We start from the raw sequence: 20748 nt of genomic DNA on the forward strand, positions 1-20748 counted from the left end.
GGAGAAATGTCCAGTTGCCCCACCCTTAACCCTTTACTCCCTTGCCATCCACCACATTCAGGCAACGGCTATACAGATCCAGCAGTTGATTGATCTGTTCCTCAGGCTTGGGCGCAGCCGTTCCACTAAACCCGGTAGAGGGCACAGCCGCCCGTCCAAACCCAGTCGAACCAGCCACAAACTTCAACAAGTCCAGCGCGATATCTTCCTTGCTCCGCGCACCGCTCACAACCGCACCACTAGATTCCATGCAAACCTCCGAATTAATCCTACCAACCCAATCCTACCAACAGCCCCACAGCTTTTGCCGCAGCCCCTGTCTTTGTCTTTGCCTTTGTCGTTGCCCTTGCTGTTGTAGTTGCCCTTGTCTTTGTTGTTGCTGTTGTTCTTGCCTTTGTCTTTGCCGTTGCCCTTGCAGTTCTGTCTGTCATTCCCGCAGGGAATCTGCTGTTAGCTTCTGCTGTTGTTATTGCTTCAGCCCTGGCCGCTCCTCTTAACCCTCACCACAAATTCAAAACCCGCACCACCCGCCCCACCAAAAAATCCCCAGGAGCCTCAGCCACCCCCACCGCAATCACCTGCAAAGAAAACTCCGCCCGATGCGCCCTCAATACCACGCGTCCCGCTTGAAACTCCGCATACCGCACCACCAGCAGACTCCCGCTCCGCGCCGCATATAAATTCACTTCCCCGTCCCTGTAAGCATGAAATGAGTTGTAGTGGCGATCCACCACCACCAGCGCCTCCGCACGTACCACAGGCTCCATCGGCACCGCCTCCGCTGCAGAGATCCGCACCGCCACAAATCTCTCCCACTGCAAACGAGCCTTTGAACATCGCGCCCGCAAAGCCCCCAGCTCCGCCATAGGAAACGGCATCATCTGCTGCACATTCGACGCACGAATATACGGGTCATCCATCGCCACCCCATGCCCCACCAGAGGCACGTATCCCATCTCGACAAACTGCGATTTCAGCATCCCGCTCTGCCGTGTCACCGGCAACAGATCCGCCACTTCCATCCGCAACGCATCCAGAACTTTGTCCAGAGCCTTCAAAGAAAGCCCGCGCTGCTGATGCAGAAAATTTGAAATGTGCGGCTGACCCAGTCCCGTCTTTCGCGCCAGCAACGACACGCTCATCGTCCCGCGCTCAACCCTGCGCCGCAGTTCGAGTCGAACCCGCTCTTGCAGTTGACTAAAGTTCATGATGTGGAGACATCACCGACCGCAGCACCCCCAGCGCTTTGCCGGGAGCAATAGCTCCAGTAGCATCGATATTTCTTCCAGCAAATCCAAACATGTTGGAATATGGCTATTTTCAAGCCTCGCCCTCTTACGTCATCGGTCGCATTGCGAAATAGAAACAAATTGATTGACTCAAAAGAGATAGAACCTTAGATTTAGCTCACTTTCTCAAACACTGTTGGAGGAAAATCTCTGGGCCAAAGTTGCCCCAGGTGCGTGCCAGCCGAATGCGGCGGACGCCCAGGGCATCCCTGTCCCAGCGAACCCATCACCGCGCCTTCGATCGCTCAGCGATCCACGCGGCATAACAAGGAATGAGCTTCCAGTATCTGCGCGCCATGAGCATGACCATCTATCGTCGAACGCGAAACGCCATCCCCCAGCAGGGCACAAGACACCTGCACGGCGCTCTCGCCTTCCTCTTGCCCTGCATCCTGCACCCTCTAAAAGACAGGCTGTGGGCTAACTATGCCTTGGGAGAAATAAGTCATGGAATTGCGCGTCCAATTGAAAGTTTGCGAAGCCTGCGGTTGCCTCTGGTATCGCCCTACACTCGAAGTCAGGGCCTATTGCACAACCTGTAACGAACGGCTCAAGGAGTTCCCAACCCCACAGAGCCGCAAACGCCGCGGTCGGCCAAGAAAGGTATCCCTGCCCACAGTCTGGGCCGTACAAGCCACTTCAGAACACGATTCATTCAATGAGGAAGGCATAGCTCTGAATGGGCGAACTTTCAGCCGCCACACACGCTCCCAGGCCACATATTTCGAGAAAGCTGCATGGCCTTCAGACCCCGACGGAGTGCCTCAACTCCCCGTCCTTGTTGCTCAATCCGCAACCTTCACCAACCATGCCGGGGGTGCCCAATGAGCGCCGCCCTCCAACTGCCAATACTCCAGTTACCCGCACTTCGCGTTGCCAAAGTATGGGCAACCGTCGACGGCTCGCAGCGCCCGCCAATCGCCAACGCAGTTCGCATGATCCGCGAACAGGCAACAAAGCCGGCGCATCCATCAGAAGCGGAAACAGAGCCATGCGTCACCTATGCCTTCTACCGCAAACACACAGAGAACCTGCTGCGGCGCTATCTCTACGCCTCCATGCAGGTCGGCCGATCGCCGTCTCTCCTGGGAGAATCCGTAGGCCGCGGCTGGGTCTCAAGCCGTCGCGTCCGCACCTTTGAAGACGCAGTCATATTCGTCCTCGATGTCGAACGCTGCCTCAAGAAACTCAGCCCGTTAGATCGCCAGATGATCACCCGCCTCGTTCTCCAGGAATACACCCAGCCAGAAGCCGCATCCCTGCTGGGAATCAGCGCGAGAACCATCTGTACAAAGTTCCCAAAAGCCCTGGATCGACTGACAGAAGCACTGGTCCAATCCGAGCTGCTGGTTCTTCCCGATTAAAGCAAAAGCCTTCGATAGAAGCAGCTCTTTAAACAATAAGAAAAGTCATCTGTAGCGTTATAAAGAAACACTCGTGAGCTGCCCTTGTCGCCTTCTTAGCGACAAGGGCAGGCCAGAGGCCAGAGAACTCCTGAGATCGCCTTTATCGCATCCAGCTATCGCATCTCTATCGCCGCAATCAAAGCATCCAGCGCAGCAGTTTGCCTCGTGCCATCTCCGGAATCAAACGGACCTTCCCAATTCTCACCAAACTGATGCTTTACTTCCTGACGACTCACTTCCTGATTGCTACGCCAGACACTGTCTGCATTCTTCTTCGCGAAATCCCTATACTCCCCACGCGGAGACGCCCAGTAAAGCCGCGTCAAATTGCGCATGAAGATGCCCTTGAACTGCGGCCGATCAGGCCCCTTGCCATCGAGTTCCTTAAGAACACCCGTCGTCGTAATCAAGTTCGTCATAGTAGCTTTGGCGATAGCCTGCGCCTCCGTCAGCAACGCAGGGTCATGGTCGGCCTTCGACAATTCGGCCAATCCACCTAGAATGACCCCCTGGTTATAAGTCCAGGTCGTTCCATTGTTATTTGTGCAAGCCGCAGGGTTAGCCGCGTTCAGGCCATCGTTGATCATGTTGCGAGAGTTGATCATGCCCGACGCCTTGAACCATCGCCATTCCTTCTCTGCCCATGCCAGGTATTGCAGCTTCTGTGTGCGATCCGTCTCACGGTTTGCCAGCGACGCCGCAATCTCCAGAAACAGTTCATTGGTGACCGCGTTCTTGTATGGCGAATTTTTCAGATCCTTGCTCCACCACACCCCGCCGCCGCATGTCGTCGTATCCCACTGCGTCGTCATGTCTTTGAAGATGACCTCGGCCATCGCCAGGTAGCCAGGCTTCTTCGTCAGATCGTAGGCGTCGATCCATGCCACAGCCCACCAGCCTTCGTCATCGTTCGAGTCATTGATGAAGTCTGTAGTGCCGTAAGCCTTGTTCGCATTGCTAAAAGTGTTGGCAACCGCGCTGAGATATTGTGTCGTGTGAGTTGCTCTGGAGTAATCCACCAGCACCGTGATCGCATTCGCCGAGTTCCACCAATCGGTAGGCTTCTGATAGAGGCCAGAGCTCGGAACATACCAGCCCTGCAGCGTTTCAACGCCATAAGCCGCCTGTTGGGTATAACTCGGAGTCACATTCGCCGCAGGGTTCGTCTCCGCGAAACCCATCGAAGAAGCGCTCACACAACAGGCCACGCAGCAAGCCATAAAAATCAGAAAAGGAAGTTCGCGCAGCAAGGCATTGCCGCTGCGATTATTTTTTAGAGTATTGTCCATCTTGCATCGAGTGTTCACTCTAAAAAAGTAGCATCTCACCTTCCCCTCAGTCCCAGTAGCAGTCCCAATCGCACTCGATCAGCGTTCGTCGCCATCCACTCCAACCCACCACGAATCCCCAGCCACCACATCCATCACCCGCACCCCTTCACCCATCCTCGGAGTAGTCACCCGAACCCCGCGCCCCACAGCCACCGCCGTAATCCGCTCCAGCGGCTCCTGCCACGCATGCATCGCCAGATCGAATGTTCCATTATGAATCGGCAGCAACCAACGCCCGCGCAGATCGAGATGCGCCTGCACCGTCTCCTCCGGCTGCATGTGAATCCCCGGCCAGTTCACGTTGTAAGCCCCATTCTCCAGCAGCGTAAGATCGAACGGACCATACGCATCCCCAATCGACTTGAACCCACCAAAATACCCCGAGTCCGCCCCATAAAAGATCCGCGACTCACCATCTACAATCACCCACGAACACCACAAAGTCCGGTTGCGATTCAGAAGCCCACGCCCTGAAAAATGCTGCGTAGGCGTATTCACAAATTGAATTCCATCCACCTCGGTGGACTGCCACCATTCCAACTGCCGTACCTTGGCCGCATCCACACCCCAGCCAATCAAAAGATCCCCAACCCCTCGCGGAGCAAGAAAGAATTCCACCTTCTTTGCCAGCTTCCGAATAGCATTGCGGTCCAGATGGTCGTAGTGATCATGCGAAAGAATCACCGCTTTGATCGGCGGCAACTCCTCAATCGAAATCGGCGGCGCATGAAACCGCTTCGGCCCCGCAAACTGAAACGGCGAAGCTCGCTTACTGAACACCGGATCAGTCAACCAGAACGCCCCACGCAACTTCAGCAGCACCGTCGAATGCCCCAGCCGAAACACACTCCGATCAGGCGCATCCATCAGCCCCACCCGCGTAAGCCTCTGCACCGGAATCACCCCGGCAGGCACAGTATTCGCAGGCTTATTAAAGAAGAAATTCCAAGCCAATCGTAACGTCATCAAAAGCCCACCACCCAGCGAACCCCGCCAAAACACAGCATCAGCATAACCCCATCCCCAAACCCCAGCGGATGCCCAGCCAGTGCGCCCTCGGCCAACTTCTCAGCAGTATCATCCATCAATCGATTCAATCGATGCGCTCCCATGCCAGCCAGATCTCATCTTTCATTCCATGTAAGATGAGCCTGCACAGCGGTCCGCTTCACTTCTTAAACTGTTATCCCTGCGCGTCAGTACTGTTCCGTCCGCAAACTACTATTTGGTACCAGCACCAGTTCGCATGCGCCTGAACTCGAACAGCTTAGTACCCCACTGCGCAGCAAATGCGCCTTCGACCCTGTAGGCACCAACTCTGGAAACTTCATTTCGTTGATCGTTTTGCTCAGGCTCGCCAGCTTCTTCTCTCCGCTCATCTGTTGCGAAGCAATGACCCCGGTCTCCGCAATCTGCAATCGAAAAGTTCCCCATCCACTCAATCCAACCGGTCCTGCAAGTTTGTAGGTGCGTAACTCCTGCAACGCCTGCTTGCCTGTTCCTTTATCCGGTTTAGCTCCCGCTGCTTTCAGCCGAGCAATACTGTCGGAGATATGTTTGCTTACGTCAGGCGCTAGTCCATCCTGCTCCGTCGAAGCATTTGCCTGGATATACGCAGTTAACGCCGAATCCTTGTGCTCCATTGCTTCATAGAGCTGTCCCAGATGGTCGCCGGCTTCCGATCGAAGACTATTCATCCAGGAGGCCTCCAGGAGAGGTTTCGCCTCTTTCAGCTTGCCCTCGCGAAACAGAATCCACCCCAGCGTGTCCCATGAAGACACCAACAGCGTCGCTTGTACAAACGTATTGCTGTTTGCCTCCGCCGTTGTCACACTTGCGCTCTTGAGTTCCAGCGTCTCAATGCTCTTGCGTGACGCCGTCTCCGCATCCGCAAGATCCAGTTCCGCATCCGCCAGGACATACGCCGCATTGTTCAGCAATAGGGCATCGTCCGTACCATCAAGCACACTCTTTGCCGCCGCTGCTGCCTCGTCGGTTCGATTTAGCTTTAACAACATTTGGCTGATCTGCAAGCGCATTACCCGGTCATCTGGATCTTCATCCGCTGCAACTTGTAACGTCTTCAGCGCTCCGGCGTAATCTTCTTCTTTTGCCTGCAACCGGGCGAGTGTCAGCGATAGCGATTTGTTTCCAGAATGCCCCGGCAGATAATCTTTCAGAGTCTTGCGCGCTGCCGCCGCATCTCCGCTTCGCTCATCCGCCTCCGCCAATGCGGCGATCGCCATTGCATTGTCTGGATGACCAGCAATCTCTTTCGCAAAATCCGCCTTTGCGTCGTCATAGTTTCTGTGTGACTCTGCAATTGCCCCATACAGAAGCCACAAATACTGCTCTTTCGGATTCCTCGTCTTTACCTTGTCCAAGGTTGCTGTAGCACTCGTAAAGTCGCCTGATTGGATCTGCTGTCCTGCAGCCTTCATCAAATCCTGCGTCGATGCGTCCCCAGGTAATTCGGGAACCTTGGTCTGCGCATCTCCTCCATCAGGAGTAGCCACCTGGATAAACACTGTTCGTTCATCCGCCTCATGCCCGATTCTCGTCCCTGCCTTGCCAGCGCCCCCGGCATCAGGCGGCGGAATCGGAATCGGCTTCGAAGCAACCATCACCGTAGGCCGAATCAATTGGATCCATGGCTCACCGTTCAGGCTGATGTCCTTGGTGAATGTCAGATACCGCTTCCAATCCTCTTTCACTAATTTTTTCTTCAGCACTACCTGCGTACGTTCAACCACAATTTCCTTCCCGTCAAAGCGGTAGGTTTTGTCATAGGTTGCAAAATCTGTCTTCACGTGAATCGCATCCGGCAAATCTGTGTGATATCCCTCCGGAAGACGAATATGAGCTATCGCCGTTACAGTGCGCGGCGCGCCCAACTCAATGTCCGCATCCGGTGCCTTGTCGTCGTCCTGCAGCAAGCCAAATTCGGCTAAGGGGAACGGAGGAATAATCCGGCGGTTGTCCCAATCTCCATAAGGATGCCTGGTGTACTCGTACGTCACCTCAATCGGTTTAGAAAGATCATCTAACTCCTTGAACTGCGTATCGCTTGTTGTCCCGCTAAAACCAGTGTTGGCCACAATATACTGCGAAGCCTTGTCCCACTCAGACGGAGCCACGCCTCTCGCCATCGTGCGCACAAACACCTCATCATCCGTCCGATAACTCGCCGTTACTTTGCCGACAAATTTGCCATCTGCATCTAGTGTGCCGGTCGATTCAAATCGCGCCACAAACGGATAAGGTGCAGCCTCCGGTGTGTGTTCCAGCATTGCTGTACCTTCCGCTGGAACCACCAGCGCAGCCTCATCCCGTATCGCTGCCGAGAGATAGCGATACGGCGCGACCTCCGGCGTACTATCCAGCCAGATTCGGCCACTCGGTAGCTGAACCGTCGTAATCACATGATTGAACGTCGCAGGGGAAGGCACCTCTGGCGTCGGCGTGACTCCCACCCCCACCAGCGCGGGAGCAGTCTTGAACCCCTTCGCCTTCAACAACGCCTCCAGCAGCGTGTCCTTGTCCTTGCAATCCCCATACTGGTTCGCCAGTACCTCTGCGGCCAGGTGTGGTTGATACCGTCCCACCCCAAAATCAATTCCTACATAGCGCGTCCGTGCCGAAACAAACTGGTAAATAGCCTGCGCCTGTTCTTCAGGAGTTTTTGCTCCCTTCGTAATCTCCTCAGCCTTTGCCCGTAACGCATCATCCGGTTGCGCACGGACTAGCGCGAGGCTCCGATACCAATCTCCAACCTCTCCCCACGTATGAAAAGTAGTCCATGCCACTGAAGGTAGCTTGCGCCCATCCACATCCTCATCAGGATCCTTGAGAGTCTTCTTTTTCGCAATGCCATCCTGGTCAGTCGCCGCATTTTTTGGAGCCGGTATCAACTGTGAAACATTCCAGCTATAGCTGACTATCCCATCATGTTCCGTCACAACAGCCTTGTGATTCGGGCTCCACACTTGCACATACTTGTCTTTAGGAACCTCAACGATCAGTACCTCCGACTTCACAACAATCGACCCCGGTAACGTGAAGTGGTACGAACCCCAGAACTGTCCCGGCGCCTCCGGCTTGTTAATTGTCATCATCACGTCATACTCCAGCGTGTCCCCATTCGATAAGGACCGCACCGGAATGTGTTTCTCCTTCAAATCACTGTACAAAGGAGCCTCTCGCGTTACGGCAGCAGGCATATCGATTGCATCCGCAACCGGCGTGTCCACTGTCGTTCCATCTGCCTTATGTACCCGCACCAATGTGATGTGTGGCGCTTCGCTCGCCGCGGCATATCCAAACGACAACACACTGAACTGCCGTGCAGCCGCCTCGGATTGTATTCGCACCAGCACATGATTACCCCGCTCGCCCGTGCCATCCGAATGCATCCGGTAGCTCGTCTCAGAGCGCTCAAAGACCAGCCCCTCATCTCGAAAATCATCCACTGCCACCGTCTTCACGGGATCTTTAGCTGGAGGTTTGAGATGAGTCTGAGCAACTGCAACACTACAGAAACAGGTAAGGGCCAAAACAATACGAAGAGTCAAGGGATACATAGAACACCAGTTATACCCCAAACTCATAAAGAATTAAGAAATCAAATGTCAGTTACACAGAATCGCCACCCATCTCTCGATTTCGAGATACAAGCATCATCCCCGATCTCAGATTTTGCATCTGCCCCTTTGCATTTACCCTAAGCAGTGACATGTCGAATACCCAAACCCGCACCCCAGTCCTGATCGTCCACGGCGGCGCCTGGGCCATCCCGCCCGAAATGGCCGAAGACCATCAGCGCGGAGTAGCCAACGCCCTCGCCACCGGCTACGCAATCCTGGAAAAAGGCGGTACCGCCACCGACGCAGTAGAAGCCGCCGTCACCGTCCTCGAAGACGATCCCACCTTCGACGCCGGCCGTGGCAGCTTTCTCACCTCCGAAGGCCGCGTCCAACTCGACGCCCTGCTCATGGACGGACACACCCTCCGCGCCGGCGGCGTAGCCTGCGTCGAACACCTTCGCAATCCCATCCAGGCCGCCCGCCTCGTCCTCGACAAAAGCCCCCACGTCTACTTCGTAGGAACAGGCGCCGAAGCCTTCGCCCAGCAGCACGGCATGAAACTGATCGACAATTCAGAACTAGTCCTCGATCGCGAAAGAGTACGCCTAGAACAAGCCCGCCAGCGCCTCTCTGAAGGCCTGGCCGACATCACCTTCAGCGGCCCCATCGCCAAAGACGACAAAGGCCCCGAAACCGCCTCCGAACACCTCAACTCCCATGACACCGTAGGTGCAGTAGCCCTCGACCAATACGGCAACCTGGCCGCAGGTACCAGCACCGGAGGCACCCTGAATAAAGCCCCCGGCCGCGTAGGCGATAGCTCCCTGATCGGCTGCGGCTGCTACGCCGACAACCACAGCGCAGCAGTCTCATTGACCGGCTGGGGCGAACCAATCATGAAGTTAGTCCTGGGTAAGTGGGCCACCGACCGAGTAAGTCAGGGAGTCACCCCGGAGTTAGCCGCCCAGCAAGCCATAAGCTATCTCTTCACTCGACTGGGCGGCCACGGCGGCATCATCCTTCTCGGCCCCGACGGCCAACTGGGAATAGCCCACAACACCCCCGGCATGGCCTGGGGCATAGCCGACAAAAACAGCCAACGCACCGGCCTTGCCATCGAGTTCGCCAGGGAATAATAGTTCGCCTTCCAGAGCGCACTGCAATCGAATGGGCTTCTACGAAACCGCGAAGCTATTGCAATAAGGAACTACTGCATAAGAACCTCCTGCAATAATCCAATCATGCTAGTCCTGGCCTCAGCCTCACCCCGCCGCCGCGAACTCCTCACCCAAGCCGGCTATCAATTCGATATCCACCCCGCCTACATCCCCGAAGATCCCCACCCCGACGAAGATCCAATAGCCTACGTAACCCGTCTCGCGCGTGAAAAGGCTCAAGCCGTTTACAACAAACTCTCGCCAGCCGATCCCGGCGTCCTCGTCCTCGGCTCAGACACCACCGTGACCCTGGACAATGAAATTCTCGGCAAACCCGAAAACCAGGCAGACGCCGCGCGAATGCTCCGCCTCCTGTCCGGCCGCACCCACCGCGTCATCACCGGAGTCTCACTGATCGGCGCCGCCAGATCCCAGACCGCGGCCGAAGTAACGGCCGTCCAGTTCCTGACCATCTCCGAAGCCGAAATCGCCGCCTACATCGCCACCGGCGAGCCCATGGACAAAGCCGGCGCCTACGCTATCCAGGGCCATGCCGCCCGCTGGATTCCCCGCATCGAAGGCTGCTACTTCAACGTAGTCGGTCTCCCCATCTCCCTCGTGGCCACCCTGCTGGATTCCCCACCTTTGGACATTTAAGATAACTGCGGTACCCGTTCTCGACAGGGTTCTGCCAACCCCGCAAGGCAAGCAGTCCCTCAGCCCAACACAAACCATAATCTCGACGTCATCATCCCCGATCTACCCCGAGGTCGACCATTGAAAATCCTTGTCAGTTCTCATAGCTTTCATCCCGCCATCGGCGGCCTTGAAACCGCCTCTCGCCTCTTTGCTGAAGAATTCGCCAAAGCCGGTCACGACGTCACCGTCATCACCCAGACGCCCCCATCCGTCACCCAATCCGACGTCTACGCATACAAAGTCGTGCGCCAGCCCAGCAACAGCCAACTCACCGCGCTCGGTCGCGGCACCGACATCCATTTCCAGAACAACATCTCTCTGAAAACCCTCCTGCCACTGCTCCTTCTTCGCAAACCAACCTTCATTACCCATCAGACGTGGCTCCATCAATCCGACGGCCGCGTCGCCCCGCAGGACAGGCTCAAGCGCATCCTCCTTCGCTTCGCCCACAACATCTCCATCAGCAAAGCCATAGCCGACTCCATCCCCGTTCGATCCATTCTCATTGGCAATCCCTACGAGAGCCACGCCTTCGCCCAATATCGCGAAACCCCCAAGACCAAAGACATCGTCTTCATGGGTCGCCTCGTCTCCGATAAAGGAGGCGATCTCATCCTGCAAGCCCTGTCGCTCCTGAAAAACGAAGGTCTCACCCCCACCCTGACCTTCATCGGCGACGGAACCCAGCGTCAAAATCTTGAAGCCCTGACCGTCCAGCTAGGCCTCACAAATCAAGTCACATTCCTCGGCAACCTGACCCACGAGCGCGGCCTCGAAGTAGCCCGCCACAAAATTATGGTCATCCCCTCCCGCTGGGCCGAACCTTTCGGCATCGTCGCTCTCGAAGGTCTGGCCGCAGGCTGCGTCCTCGCAGCCTCCAACCTCGGCGGCCTGCCAGAAGCCGTAGGCCCCTGCGGCGAACTCTTCCCCAACGGAGACGCCCCCGCCTTAGCCGCCGCCCTGAAACGCCTTCTAACCGACGAATCCCTCCGCACAAAACTATTAGCCCAAAGTACCGCCCATCTGGAAAACTTCAACCCCACAGTAGTAGCCAAACAATATCTAAACTTCTTCCAAAACCCAAAAAACCGATAACCCCACCCCCTGGACCGCGCAGCCCATCGCACGGTCCAGAAGAAAAAACCAAACCCACCCGTAGCCCTTGCCCTTGCCCTTGCAGTTGCTTTTCTGGCTGTCATTCCCGAAGGGAATCTGCTGTTAGCCTTTGCCCTTGCCGTTGTAGTTGCCCTTGCCTTTCCGTCCATCCACCATTCCCAAAGCAAATCCCAACCAACCCAAGCCCATCCATCCCTAATTCCAACGAATCTCCCCCAACCACCCCAAAAAGCAAAAAATCCATACCCAGATGTGCTCTGAAACGTTTAAACTTGCCGCCAATGAGCAACATAAACAGTCCTCGCGCCCTCGCCCTTCTTGCTTCCCTGTTCGTCGCCGCTACAGCAGCGCAAGCCCAGTCACTGGCCCCGATCCCTGCCTTTCCCCTCGAAACCAAAGGACTGGTCATCGACCGCCCCGTCCAACCCGTCCAGCCCTTCACCGTAGCTGGCGAACGCGGCGTCCTCCTCGGCCAGCAAAACGGCTCCTTCGAGTCCTGGATCATGCCCGTCAAGCTTCTCAGCGGATTTACCATCGAGGCCCAGATCGAGGGCTACCCGGTTCCAATCGCCGTCAATCCCCAGGCCGCGCAGATCGAGGTCCGTCCCGACCACACCACCATCACCTACACCCATACCGGCTTTACCATCCGCCAGATCATGTTCTCGCCCAACACTCCCGATCCGGAGCAAGGCAAACACCCCAGCACCGGTCCCGTAGTCCTCTTCCAGATCGACGCCATCCACCCCGTCGACTTCACCTTCCGCTTCAATCCTGAGCTGCGCTGGATGTGGCCCCGCCGCAGCGACGGAACCCCCAGCCCCGACTGGGTTCCGGCCACTCCCGCAAGATCGGCGACCGCTTCAGCACCGGCTAAATCCGCCGATGGCTTCTACATCCTTGAGCTCGATTACCCTGATATGGCCGGAGCAATCACCATCCCCGGAGCCCAGCCCGGCATCCTCGCCCCATATCAGGAACGTCCCCAGGAACACCCCCTCGAACTCAAGCTCCATTACGATCCCAAACGGGACGGCGACAAATACTTCCCGCTCCTCATGGCCGTCGGCACCAACGCTGAGAGCTCCACCGTAGCCGCCCTCGGCCACGCCCTCGAACATCTCAACGCCGCCATTCCCGCCGACTACGCCGCCCATCTCGCCAGCTACCAGAAGCTCCAATCCGAATCCACCTCCATCACCACCCCCGACACCGCCCTCAACCAGGCCTTCCAATGGGGAGTAGTCTCCATCGAGCAGCTCCGCGCCCGCGAATACACCACCGGCGACCGCGCCCTCGTCGCCGGTTACTACTCCAGCGGAGACAGTGCCCGCCCCGGCTTCGGCTGGTTCTTCGGCCGCGACTCGCTCTACACCCTCTACGCCATCAACGGCTTCGGCGACTTCGCCCTCACCCGCGATGAACTCAACTTCCTCACCGCCCGCCAGCGCACCGACGGCAAAATCATGCACGAATACTCGCAAACCGCCGCCGACCCCAGCGTCAATTGGAAGTCCTTCTCCTACATGTACGCCGCCGCCGATGCCACGCCTCTCTACCTGATGGCCATGCGCGACTACCTCCGCTCCAGCGGCGACCTCGCCTACCTCAAGCAAAATCGCGAAGCCATCGAAAAAGCCTGGTCCTTCGAAACCGCCGCCACCTCCGACACCGATCACGACGGCATCTATGACAACTCCCAGGGCACAGGATGGGTAGAAAGCTGGCCACCCGCCATGCCCCATCAGGAGATCTACATGGCCCTCCTCGATGAACAGGCCAGCAACGCCTACGCCGCGATGGAAAAAGCCTTCGGAGACGAAGAAAAGTCCGCCACAGCCACCACCCGAGCCGCCAAAATCAAGTCTCTCGTCGAGTCCGAATACTACGACTCCGCCAAGTCCTGCTATGCCTTCAGCAAAGGTATGGACAGCACACAGGACAAGACCAGCACCGTCTATCCTGCCATCGGCTACTGGGATTCGGGAGCCGGACTAGCCCAGCCCAAAAACTGCCTCCAGCAATTCGCCGCACCCACCCTCGACACCGACTGGGGCACCCGCGACGTCTCCTCCACCGAATCCATCTACGACGGCATGAGCTATCACCAGGGCTCCGTCTGGCCACTCTTCACCGGCTGGGCCACCCTCGCCGAATACCGCGCCAACCAGCCACTCCCCGGCCAGCAGATGCTCATGCAAAATGTCGATCTCACCTGGGCGCAAGACCCCGGCGCCGTCACCGAACTACTCTCCGGCGATTTCTACATTCCAATGGGCCGCAGTACCAGCCACCAGCTCTGGTCCAGCGCGATGGTCATCATCCCAACCCTGCGCGGTCTCTTCGGAATCGACCTGGACGCCGCCACCAACACCATCACCGTCAATCCGCACCTGCCCGCCGACTGGTCTCACGCCGAAGTCAAAAATCTCCACCTCGGCAACCAACTCATCGACCTGACCTTCACCCGCGACAAAGGCCTGTTGCGAATCACCAGCAACGCCAAAGGCGCAGCGCTCAAACTACGCTCAGACGAAGCAAACGCAAACACGCGTCCCTCCAAAGGCGAACAGTCAGCACAGCTTGAGATTCCGCTCCCGGCAATCGAAATAAGCCTCTTGAACCACGCCCTGCCCACCCCCGGAGCCCGGCCAGCCCAGCTAAAAATTCTCTCCACCGAATACGGCCCCCGCAGCCTGACCATCAAAGCCGAGGGCCAACCCGGAACCCAAAGCCGCCTAGCCCTGCAGCGCAATCAACCAGTCACACCCAAAATCACCACCACCACCGAATCAAAGCTGGAACCCTCCGGCCCACAACACCCCCAGGACCAATCCCTGATCCTGAATTTCCCCCAGGGCCAAGGCTGGCAAACCACAGAGCTAACCCTGACCTGGTAACCAACCACAACCCCAAAAGCCACCCAAGTAGCAGCCCAAAGCGACAAGGGTGGCAACAACAAAATGCAGTTGTAGCTGCCCTTGCCTTTGCAGTTGCAGTTGCCTTTCTGGCTGTCATTCCCGAAGGGAATCTGCTTCACCCGTCCTCCCCAAAAAACCAAAATCCCCAAACCAATCACAAATAACGAACCACAACCCCAACCACCCTGCCCCCCGAACCCACCGGCCCCACCACCACCGCCGGAGGAGCAACCGCACACAACCGCACCAACCCCAACCCCGTAGAAGCCAGAAAATCCGGCGAAACATCATTCGCAATAATCGACTTCATCCTCGCCACCAGCGCATTCCAACTACCCTGGTTAGCCTCAACCTCGGCCGCCTGCGCCAGTGTCTTCAGCGCCTCGCAAAGGTTCATAAAATCCTGAACAGCCCCCAGCGCATACCCCGCCAGCGAGTTAGCCCCACCCTGCGGAAACTGCAAATTCAAATACCCCAACCCACTCGCCGGATTTCCAGTCTGCGTCCTGTCAGGCAACTCTCCATCTGAAGAAGGCGGCCACCGATCGATGCAGGCAATATTCCAATTACTCCACGTCGAGTAACCCAGCCTCTGCGACCCATAACTGAAGTTAGCCGGCTCACCATCAAATAACTCCGAACAAGCCGTTCCAAACGCATTGAAGTTATCCTGATCTGGACCCTGATTATCCGGCTTGCCATGCGTAATCGTCGACGAACCAAGTCGCCTATAAGCCGCCGACGGCAACACCACCTGCAATGTCTGCGTTCCACCCTTGGCCGCCGCCGCCTTCAACGTCGCAACAATCGAAGCAACATCCGCACTGCCCAGATCCGCAGTCATCAACCCTAGGAAACCGGCAATATAATTCCCAAACTTCGCATTGTTCACAGCCTTCAAAATCAAATGCAATTGCGGAGCACCCAACGGCAATGCCGCCGCACTCAAATCTGCCTCCGCGGCAAAATACAAATCAATCTCGCGTCCACTCTTACCCAGCGAAGAAAGCGTCTGCCGCCCCTCATCCGCGATCAGGTGAAAAGTATTGTTCCCCGCATACACCATGCTTGAGTTATCCAACACGGAGTTATCCCAGCTCGCCTTCAGCTTCCCAAACAAACACAGCGTCACCGAAGTAGTCCGGCTATACAACTTCTCAATCCCACTCCCCACCGCAATCGAAACACCGCCATCCGGCGTCTGCAGCGCATCCATAAATCGCGCGCCATAAGCCGCCGACCACCCCGAAGCAAACGCCGCAGCCGATAAGTCGAACGTGTAATCCAGTAATAGAAATGTCTGCTGCGTACTGCCTATCGCAACCTCCAGCGACGAGCCAACCTGCGTCTTTGAAGTCAGCCACGAAGTCAGCGTATTGGCAGCATCTCCAGCAAAAGAAGCAATCTCCGCAGACGCCTTACCCGCTAACGTATCGCCCTGCGGAACACTCTGCGTCAACAGCCCGTTCACCTGCTCCGTCACTGCCTTCACACATATCGTTGGGTCCGCGGCCAGGGTCATGCCAAACGTCGCTCCCAGGCTCTTATCCTGCTCCGTGGAGCGATATAGATGCAGCCGCCCCGTTGCCAGCCCGGTTACATCTGCATCTTTCCATAGCAACGCCTCAAACGTTCCCGCATACTCCAGCTTGAACGCTAAATTAGCCCCGACATGCACCGTCGGAGACACCGAACCCGTTACCGCCAGCGCTCCCGCATTCGTCGGAAGATCCGCCGTATATTGCCCTGCATATAACACCTTGTTCAAGCCAACGCTCGCGCCCAGGCCCACCTGTAAGCAACCGTTGAAGTTATAGTGAAGATAGTCCCCGACCTCTAAGTTATTCAGCGTCTCCGCATGCAGCGGCAACACAAATCCAGCAATCGCCTCTTTCAAAGCGCTACTCAAAATATCCGCAGGCAGGCATTTCTTGCTGAACGTCACAGTGAACGTATCGCTGTCATTCACACTCCCGCACACACCATAGATTCCCGATGTAAGTGTCGCCGATATCCCACCCTTCAGCTTCACCGTCAGGGACACAGCTACATAGGCCGCACCCGCCGGGACCGCAATAGCCTTCGTGTTCTTCTTGTTCGCCGCCGCCGGATCGCCAACCGAAACCTCCGTCGGAAACTCATCCGTGTAACTCAGCAGCGACCCCGAAGTAGCAATCGAAATCTTACCAGTCGCCCCACCGCAAAGCGAAAACGTAAAGTCGCCAGCCGTCCATGACTGGTTTCCGCTCGTATAACTAATTCCCGTATTCTGTAACTCTTTAGGCAGCGCCGAAATAGGCTTATCCAGCCAGTCCTGAAAGTCGTCACCCAAATGCAGAAGAGTATCTACGTCGCTCTTAAGATCCTTCAAACTGCTCACCGCAAACGGATCGCGATTTCCAATAATCAAACTGATTCCCATTCTCGATCTCCTTACAGAATTTCTCCAGTTCCGCGAATGCCACCCACCCTACTATTCAAACTATGGTTTGGCAATGCAGTAATATGCTCTGCAGGCACCACAACATTCACTTACACGCAGTTACTGCAAGCCGAATCCAGATCAAGACGACTTACATAAACTTGAATGCATAGATATACGTCCACCCGCAGCCCATACCCCGCGGGAACATCCATCGACCCTCCGGTGTCTATCTCGTCATACCAGGCACCAATCGGAGGCAGGCAATGTTCGAAGACGCAACCTTCCACTCCAGCGGCATCCTCCACGACAAAACCCCAAGGTGGATGCTCCTCACGTTCGCTATCAACCTGTGCGTAATCTCAGCTCTGATCGCTCTGCCTCTCATCTCCCCGGAAAGCCTCCCGTCGCGCCTCCTGAAAGCAACTCTCTTCGCGCCTCCAGTCCTTCCTGTAACCGTCACGCCAATCCGCCTGGCGACCGCTCAACAGGCAACCGCCACGATGCAGTCCCAGGCACCGTCAATCCGCAACCCCTTCGAACCACCACGCCAAATCCCCAATACCATCACCACCCAGGACACGGCACCACCACCCGGAACCGGCACCCAGATCCCAGCCGACGCAACACCCGGCGGCATGGAGGCCCAAACCAATCTCCTGCGCCCCACCACGCAACCCACCGTCCGTGCAGCACCGACGCAGAAGACGCGAATCTCCGAGGGAGTAGCTCAAGGCCAACTCCTCTCCAAAACCGCTCCCAACTATCCAGCCATCGCCAAAACTGTCGGTGTCTCAGGCACCGTCGTCCTCACCGCCACCATTTCCAAAACCGGCACGATTGAGAACCTTCAGGTTGTGAGCGGCAGCCCCTTGCTACGCCAGGCAGCAATCGACGCCGTCCAGAACTGGCGCTACCGCCCATTCCTCCTCAGCGGCCAACCCGTCGAAGTCGAAACCACCATCAACGTGGTCTTCTCTCTCAGCAGTCATTAGCAGCCTCCGTTGAGATAACCGTTGCCGCAATCAGCCGCAAAAAAGAAAATGCCGCTTGTCCACTCGGGGTATCCCGAAGACAAGCGGCTCTTAGCACTTCTTAGCAGATAAAACCGGTACATCTACTCCCCGATGTTCAATGAAGGGCTCCTCTTCCCTTCATCCAACTTGCCACCCCGGACAACACAAAACATGATGCAGACCGCAGCAACGTTTCATGTCAAAACCGGACTGTTCGGAGAACAGCTTACACTCGTCCTGCTACCCTTCACCGCGGAGGTACCAGTGAAGTACAGCATCATCCTAGTCACCTGAAAATCATCTACAAGTTCCATCGGGTAGTGGATGGGGGTTCTATACGTCCGTTTCCCTGTCTTTCAACGCCGCCTTTTCTTGAAATCAGCCCTCAATTCCCCAAAAGAACCAGCTTTTTGAGGAATTCACGCGAAACCGCTCAGTTCCTCGATACAGTCATGGACATTCGTCGGAATGGCTCCGTATCATACTGGTTCGGAGCCAATCAACGAAGTGACACACGTCCCAAAGTCGTCGTCAGAACCCGATGCGGCCGTTTTTCAGTCCGGTCCATCTTCCAGTTCGCCTTCAAGCTCGCCTTCAAGTTCGCGCAGCAACCGGGCCACACTCGAACCCTGGGTACCGCAATCGGCCGCCGAAAAGTCCGCAGTGCTCGCCCAACTCGACCTGCTTCTCGTACACCCGCTCTTCTCCCAGAGCAAGCGCTACCCGACTCTCCTTAGATATGTCGTCGAGCAAACCCTCGACGGCCAGGCCGACCAGATCAAAGAGCGCTCCATCGCCATCGAAGTCTTCAACCGCCCTCCAACCTACGACTCCAACGCCGACCCCATCGTCCGCGTAACCGCCGGAGAAATCCGCAAGCGCCTGGCCCAGTACTACTACGACCCCAGCCACGCCGACGAACTCCGCATCGAACTCCCCACCGGCTCCTATGTCCCGGTCTTCCAGCGCCTCACAGAGCTGGCGGTAGAACGCATCCCAACACCAATCGATGCCCAGATTCCGGTATCGATCCCTGTATCGATCGATCTTTCAGCAGCCCTTCCCCTCGAACCAGCCGCTCCCGTCGAATACTCCCAGCCAGCTCCCCTCGCGCCTCCGACCGCTCATCCGGCGGCCTTCCATCTACCCGCCCAACGCCAACATCACCCATCCCACCCCTTCGCCCTTACCGCTCTTCTCGTCGTTCTCGCCCTCGTCGGTGGACTCATCGCCGGCTATACCTACCGCCACTCAAAAACCCCCATCGCCATCCCCGTCGACCACACCGTCGACGATTTCTGGCAGCCGCTCACCGCCGGTCCGGCGACCGTGACCTTTTGCCTCGGCGAGCCCGCCCGCGATTCCAGCGGAGACGACGATCCCTCCAAACCCATTCGCCGCACCCAACCCACCGAGCCCCTTTACTTCAAGCTGCGCCAGTCAGGGCTCTTCGCTCTCGCCGATGTCGTCTCGCTCACCCGCATGTCAGCGCCGCTCCAGAAGCAGCACAAAGCCTTCCGCGTCTCCGCAGCCTCAGAGGCCAGTTACGCCCAGCTCCGCGAAGGTCCCGCCGTCCTCATCGGCGCCTACGACAATCTTTGGACCATGCGCCTCACCCGCGATCTGCGCTTCGGCTTCGATTCCATCGACGGCAAAGCCCGCATCATCGATCGCAAAAGTCCCTCCAAAACCACTTGGTCCACCGCGTGGGATATCCCCTCCGTAAACCTCACCCGCGACTATGCCATCGTCGCCCGCTATCGCGACACCATGATCGGCCAGCCCGTCGTCCTCGCCTCCGGCATCTCTGAAGAGGGCACCGAAGCAGCAGGCGAACTCGTTTCCAATCCCACCGATCTCGCCGCGCTCCTGAAACATGCCCCCGCCAACTGGCGCAACATGAACATGGAGGCCGTCATCGAAACGCAGGTCATTGACGGGCACTCCGGTCCCCCACAGGTTCTCGCCGTGGAGTTCTGGTAACTCGCGGATAGATGATGACAAGTCAGTTTTTCGGAGTTATCCGGTAACTATCTCAAGTTAGCCTCATGCCAATAGCACGTGTGTGATTTCATGAAATTTTCACGGTAGTAAAGAGTATAAAAATAAACTTATATTTCCAGCCTGCAGCACAAAGACCGCAGTCAATGACTGCGGTCCGCCGGTAAAACATCCGCTTTGCGTACCCAGCAGAATCTACCAGATTCCAAATATCAGAGTAAGCCACTCGGCAGACTACAGCCGCATAACTAGTACTTAAGCATTGGCCTTCTGTGCTGCCCAGCGCCTGCGCTGTGCATCTGCAATCGCCTTGCGCGCTTCAGGGCTAAGAACACGCTTGACGGATTTTCCCTTTGAAGCTGTCTTGGCTGCCTTAACCTTGACTTTAACTTTCTTGGCGGCCTTGGGTTTAACGGCAGTAATCTTGGCTTCGACCTTGCCAGTTGCCGAAAGAAGATTCCGTACTTGCTTTAATCGCGAAATCTCCGCATCTAGTTGAGCGATGATATTTTCAATAGCCATAGCCCAAAGAATATCGTATTCCTGTGGATAAGTCGATGAAGCTCACATCTGGCTAGTAGGTCACTCTGCAAACAGCCTTCTTGCGAACAGCCTTCTTACGAACTGCCTTTTTACGAACTGCATTCTAGTTCTAAGCTTTTGTTCTAGCCCTGGCCGTTGTCCTTGCCTTTCTGTCTCTCATTCCCGAAGGGAATCTGCTGTTAGCCCTTGCCGTTGCCTTTCTAATTGTTATTCCCAAAGGGAACCTCTTCACAAAAAAACAATCCCCTCAAACTGACTCAATAC

The 20748-nt window shown here is 56.5% G+C and carries 16 protein-coding genes; 8 read left to right on the forward strand and 8 right to left on the reverse strand.

Annotated features, from left to right (window positions below; genetic code table 11):
- Positions 1-25: 25 nt before the first annotated feature.
- Both OHL19_RS01585 and OHL19_RS01590 read right to left on the reverse strand, forming a co-directional pair.
- Positions 26-250 carry a hypothetical protein gene (locus OHL19_RS01585; protein ID WP_263355826.1) on the reverse strand — a complete coding sequence of 75 codons (225 nt, stop codon included), beginning with the start codon at positions 248-250 and terminating at the stop codon, positions 26-28.
- 250 nt (positions 251-500) lie between these two features.
- Positions 501-1208, reverse strand: coding sequence for a helix-turn-helix domain-containing protein (locus OHL19_RS01590; RefSeq protein WP_263355827.1), 708 nt, complete (start codon positions 1206-1208; stop codon positions 501-503).
- Between the two features lie 528 nt (positions 1209-1736).
- On the opposite strand from OHL19_RS01590, the gene OHL19_RS01595 reads away from it, so the two are divergent.
- Together OHL19_RS01595 and OHL19_RS01600 are read left to right on the forward strand one after the other, a co-directional pair.
- Positions 1737-2117 carry a hypothetical protein gene (locus tag OHL19_RS01595; protein WP_263355828.1) on the forward strand — a complete coding sequence of 127 codons (381 nt, stop codon included), beginning with the start codon at positions 1737-1739 and terminating at the stop codon, positions 2115-2117.
- On the forward strand, positions 2114-2653 hold the full coding sequence (locus tag OHL19_RS01600; RefSeq protein ID WP_263355829.1) for a sigma factor-like helix-turn-helix DNA-binding protein: 540 nt from the start codon (positions 2114-2116) through the stop codon (positions 2651-2653). Before OHL19_RS01595 ends, OHL19_RS01600 begins: the two co-directional genes overlap by 4 nt.
- Positions 2654-2808: 155 nt before the next feature.
- On the opposite strand, the gene OHL19_RS01605 is transcribed toward OHL19_RS01600, so the two are convergent.
- The 4 genes from OHL19_RS01605 to OHL19_RS01620 form a co-directional block, all read right to left on the reverse strand.
- Positions 2809-3984, reverse strand: a complete 1176-nt coding sequence (locus tag OHL19_RS01605) for a glycoside hydrolase family 76 protein (RefSeq protein ID WP_263355830.1) — start codon at positions 3982-3984, stop codon at positions 2809-2811.
- A 78-nt stretch (positions 3985-4062) separates the two neighbouring features.
- Complete coding sequence (locus OHL19_RS01610) at positions 4063-4992, reverse strand: MBL fold metallo-hydrolase (protein WP_263355831.1); 930 nt, start codon at positions 4990-4992, stop codon at positions 4063-4065.
- Positions 4992-5138 carry a hypothetical protein gene (locus tag OHL19_RS01615; RefSeq protein WP_263355832.1) on the reverse strand — a complete coding sequence of 49 codons (147 nt, stop codon included), beginning with the start codon at positions 5136-5138 and terminating at the stop codon, positions 4992-4994. The genes OHL19_RS01610 and OHL19_RS01615 overlap by 1 nt, the downstream gene beginning before the upstream one ends.
- Positions 5139-5222: 84 nt before the next feature.
- A complete protein-coding gene (locus OHL19_RS01620; RefSeq protein WP_263355833.1) occupies positions 5223-8495 on the reverse strand; it encodes a DUF3857 domain-containing protein in 3273 nt (1090 codons plus the stop codon).
- Positions 8496-8758: 263 nt separating this feature from the next.
- Between OHL19_RS01620 and OHL19_RS01625 the strand changes: the two genes are divergently transcribed.
- The 4 genes from OHL19_RS01625 (at position 8759) to OHL19_RS01640 (ending at position 14481) form a co-directional block, all read left to right on the forward strand.
- Positions 8759-9745 carry an isoaspartyl peptidase/L-asparaginase family protein gene (locus OHL19_RS01625; RefSeq protein WP_263355834.1) on the forward strand — a complete coding sequence of 329 codons (987 nt, stop codon included), beginning with the start codon at positions 8759-8761 and terminating at the stop codon, positions 9743-9745.
- 105 nt (positions 9746-9850) lie between these two features.
- A complete protein-coding gene (locus OHL19_RS01630) occupies positions 9851-10423 on the forward strand; it encodes a Maf family protein (RefSeq protein WP_263355835.1) in 573 nt (190 codons plus the stop codon).
- Positions 10424-10543: 120 nt separating this feature from the next.
- Positions 10544-11560, forward strand: a complete 1017-nt coding sequence (locus OHL19_RS01635; RefSeq protein ID WP_263355836.1) for a glycosyltransferase family 4 protein — start codon at positions 10544-10546, stop codon at positions 11558-11560.
- A 302-nt stretch (positions 11561-11862) separates the two neighbouring features.
- Positions 11863-14481 carry an amylo-alpha-1,6-glucosidase gene (locus tag OHL19_RS01640; protein WP_263355837.1) on the forward strand — a complete coding sequence of 873 codons (2619 nt, stop codon included), beginning with the start codon at positions 11863-11865 and terminating at the stop codon, positions 14479-14481.
- A 175-nt stretch (positions 14482-14656) separates the two neighbouring features.
- Here OHL19_RS01640 and OHL19_RS01645 read toward each other — a convergent pair whose 3' ends face one another.
- Entirely contained in the window at positions 14657-16924 is a 2268-nt protein-coding gene (locus OHL19_RS01645; protein ID WP_263355838.1) for a hypothetical protein, read from the reverse strand.
- 266 nt (positions 16925-17190) lie between these two features.
- Here OHL19_RS01645 and OHL19_RS01650 point away from each other — a divergent pair, with 266 nt between their 5' ends.
- On the forward strand, positions 17191-17919 hold the full coding sequence (locus OHL19_RS01650; protein WP_263355839.1) for an energy transducer TonB: 729 nt from the start codon (positions 17191-17193) through the stop codon (positions 17917-17919).
- A gap of 528 nt (positions 17920-18447) precedes the next feature.
- The gene (locus OHL19_RS01655) at positions 18448-19923 is read left to right on the forward strand and encodes a hypothetical protein (protein ID WP_263355840.1); all 1476 of its coding nucleotides are present in this window, start codon (positions 18448-18450) and stop codon (positions 19921-19923) included.
- Between the two features lie 273 nt (positions 19924-20196).
- Here OHL19_RS01655 and OHL19_RS01660 read toward each other — a convergent pair whose 3' ends face one another.
- On the reverse strand, positions 20197-20463 hold the full coding sequence (locus tag OHL19_RS01660) for a hypothetical protein (protein WP_263355841.1): 267 nt from the start codon (positions 20461-20463) through the stop codon (positions 20197-20199).
- Between the last annotated feature and the right edge of the window lie 285 nt (positions 20464-20748).

This window comes from Acidicapsa ligni, from assembly GCF_025685655.1.
Lineage (GTDB): Bacteria > Acidobacteriota > Terriglobia > Terriglobales > Acidobacteriaceae > Acidicapsa > Acidicapsa ligni.

Bases quoted from the DNA above. Each gene is read 5' to 3' on its own strand.
- OHL19_RS01660 (WP_263355841.1), bottom strand. From the start codon at position 20,463: ATGGCTATTGAAAATATCATCGCTCAACTAGATGCGGAGATTTCGCGA.
- OHL19_RS01630 (WP_263355835.1), top strand. From the start codon at position 9,851: ATGCTAGTCCTGGCCTCAGCCTCACCCCGCCGCCGCGAACTCCTCACC.
- OHL19_RS01600 (WP_263355829.1), top strand. From the start codon at position 2,114: ATGAGCGCCGCCCTCCAACTGCCAATACTCCAGTTACCCGCACTTCGC.
- OHL19_RS01590 (WP_263355827.1), bottom strand. From the start codon at position 1,208: ATGAACTTTAGTCAACTGCAAGAGCGGGTTCGACTCGAACTGCGGCGC.
- OHL19_RS01605 (WP_263355830.1), bottom strand. From the start codon at position 3,984: ATGGACAATACTCTAAAAAATAATCGCAGCGGCAATGCCTTGCTGCGC.
- OHL19_RS01640 (WP_263355837.1), top strand. From the start codon at position 11,863: ATGAGCAACATAAACAGTCCTCGCGCCCTCGCCCTTCTTGCTTCCCTG.
- OHL19_RS01595 (WP_263355828.1), top strand. From the start codon at position 1,737: ATGGAATTGCGCGTCCAATTGAAAGTTTGCGAAGCCTGCGGTTGCCTC.
- OHL19_RS01615 (WP_263355832.1), bottom strand. From the start codon at position 5,138: ATGGGAGCGCATCGATTGAATCGATTGATGGATGATACTGCTGAGAAG.
- OHL19_RS01645 (WP_263355838.1), bottom strand. From the start codon at position 16,924: ATGGGAATCAGTTTGATTATTGGAAATCGCGATCCGTTTGCGGTGAGC.
- OHL19_RS01610 (WP_263355831.1), bottom strand. From the start codon at position 4,992: ATGACGTTACGATTGGCTTGGAATTTCTTCTTTAATAAGCCTGCGAAT.
- OHL19_RS01650 (WP_263355839.1), top strand. From the start codon at position 17,191: ATGTTCGAAGACGCAACCTTCCACTCCAGCGGCATCCTCCACGACAAA.
- OHL19_RS01585 (WP_263355826.1), bottom strand. From the start codon at position 250: ATGGAATCTAGTGGTGCGGTTGTGAGCGGTGCGCGGAGCAAGGAAGAT.
- OHL19_RS01625 (WP_263355834.1), top strand. From the start codon at position 8,759: ATGTCGAATACCCAAACCCGCACCCCAGTCCTGATCGTCCACGGCGGC.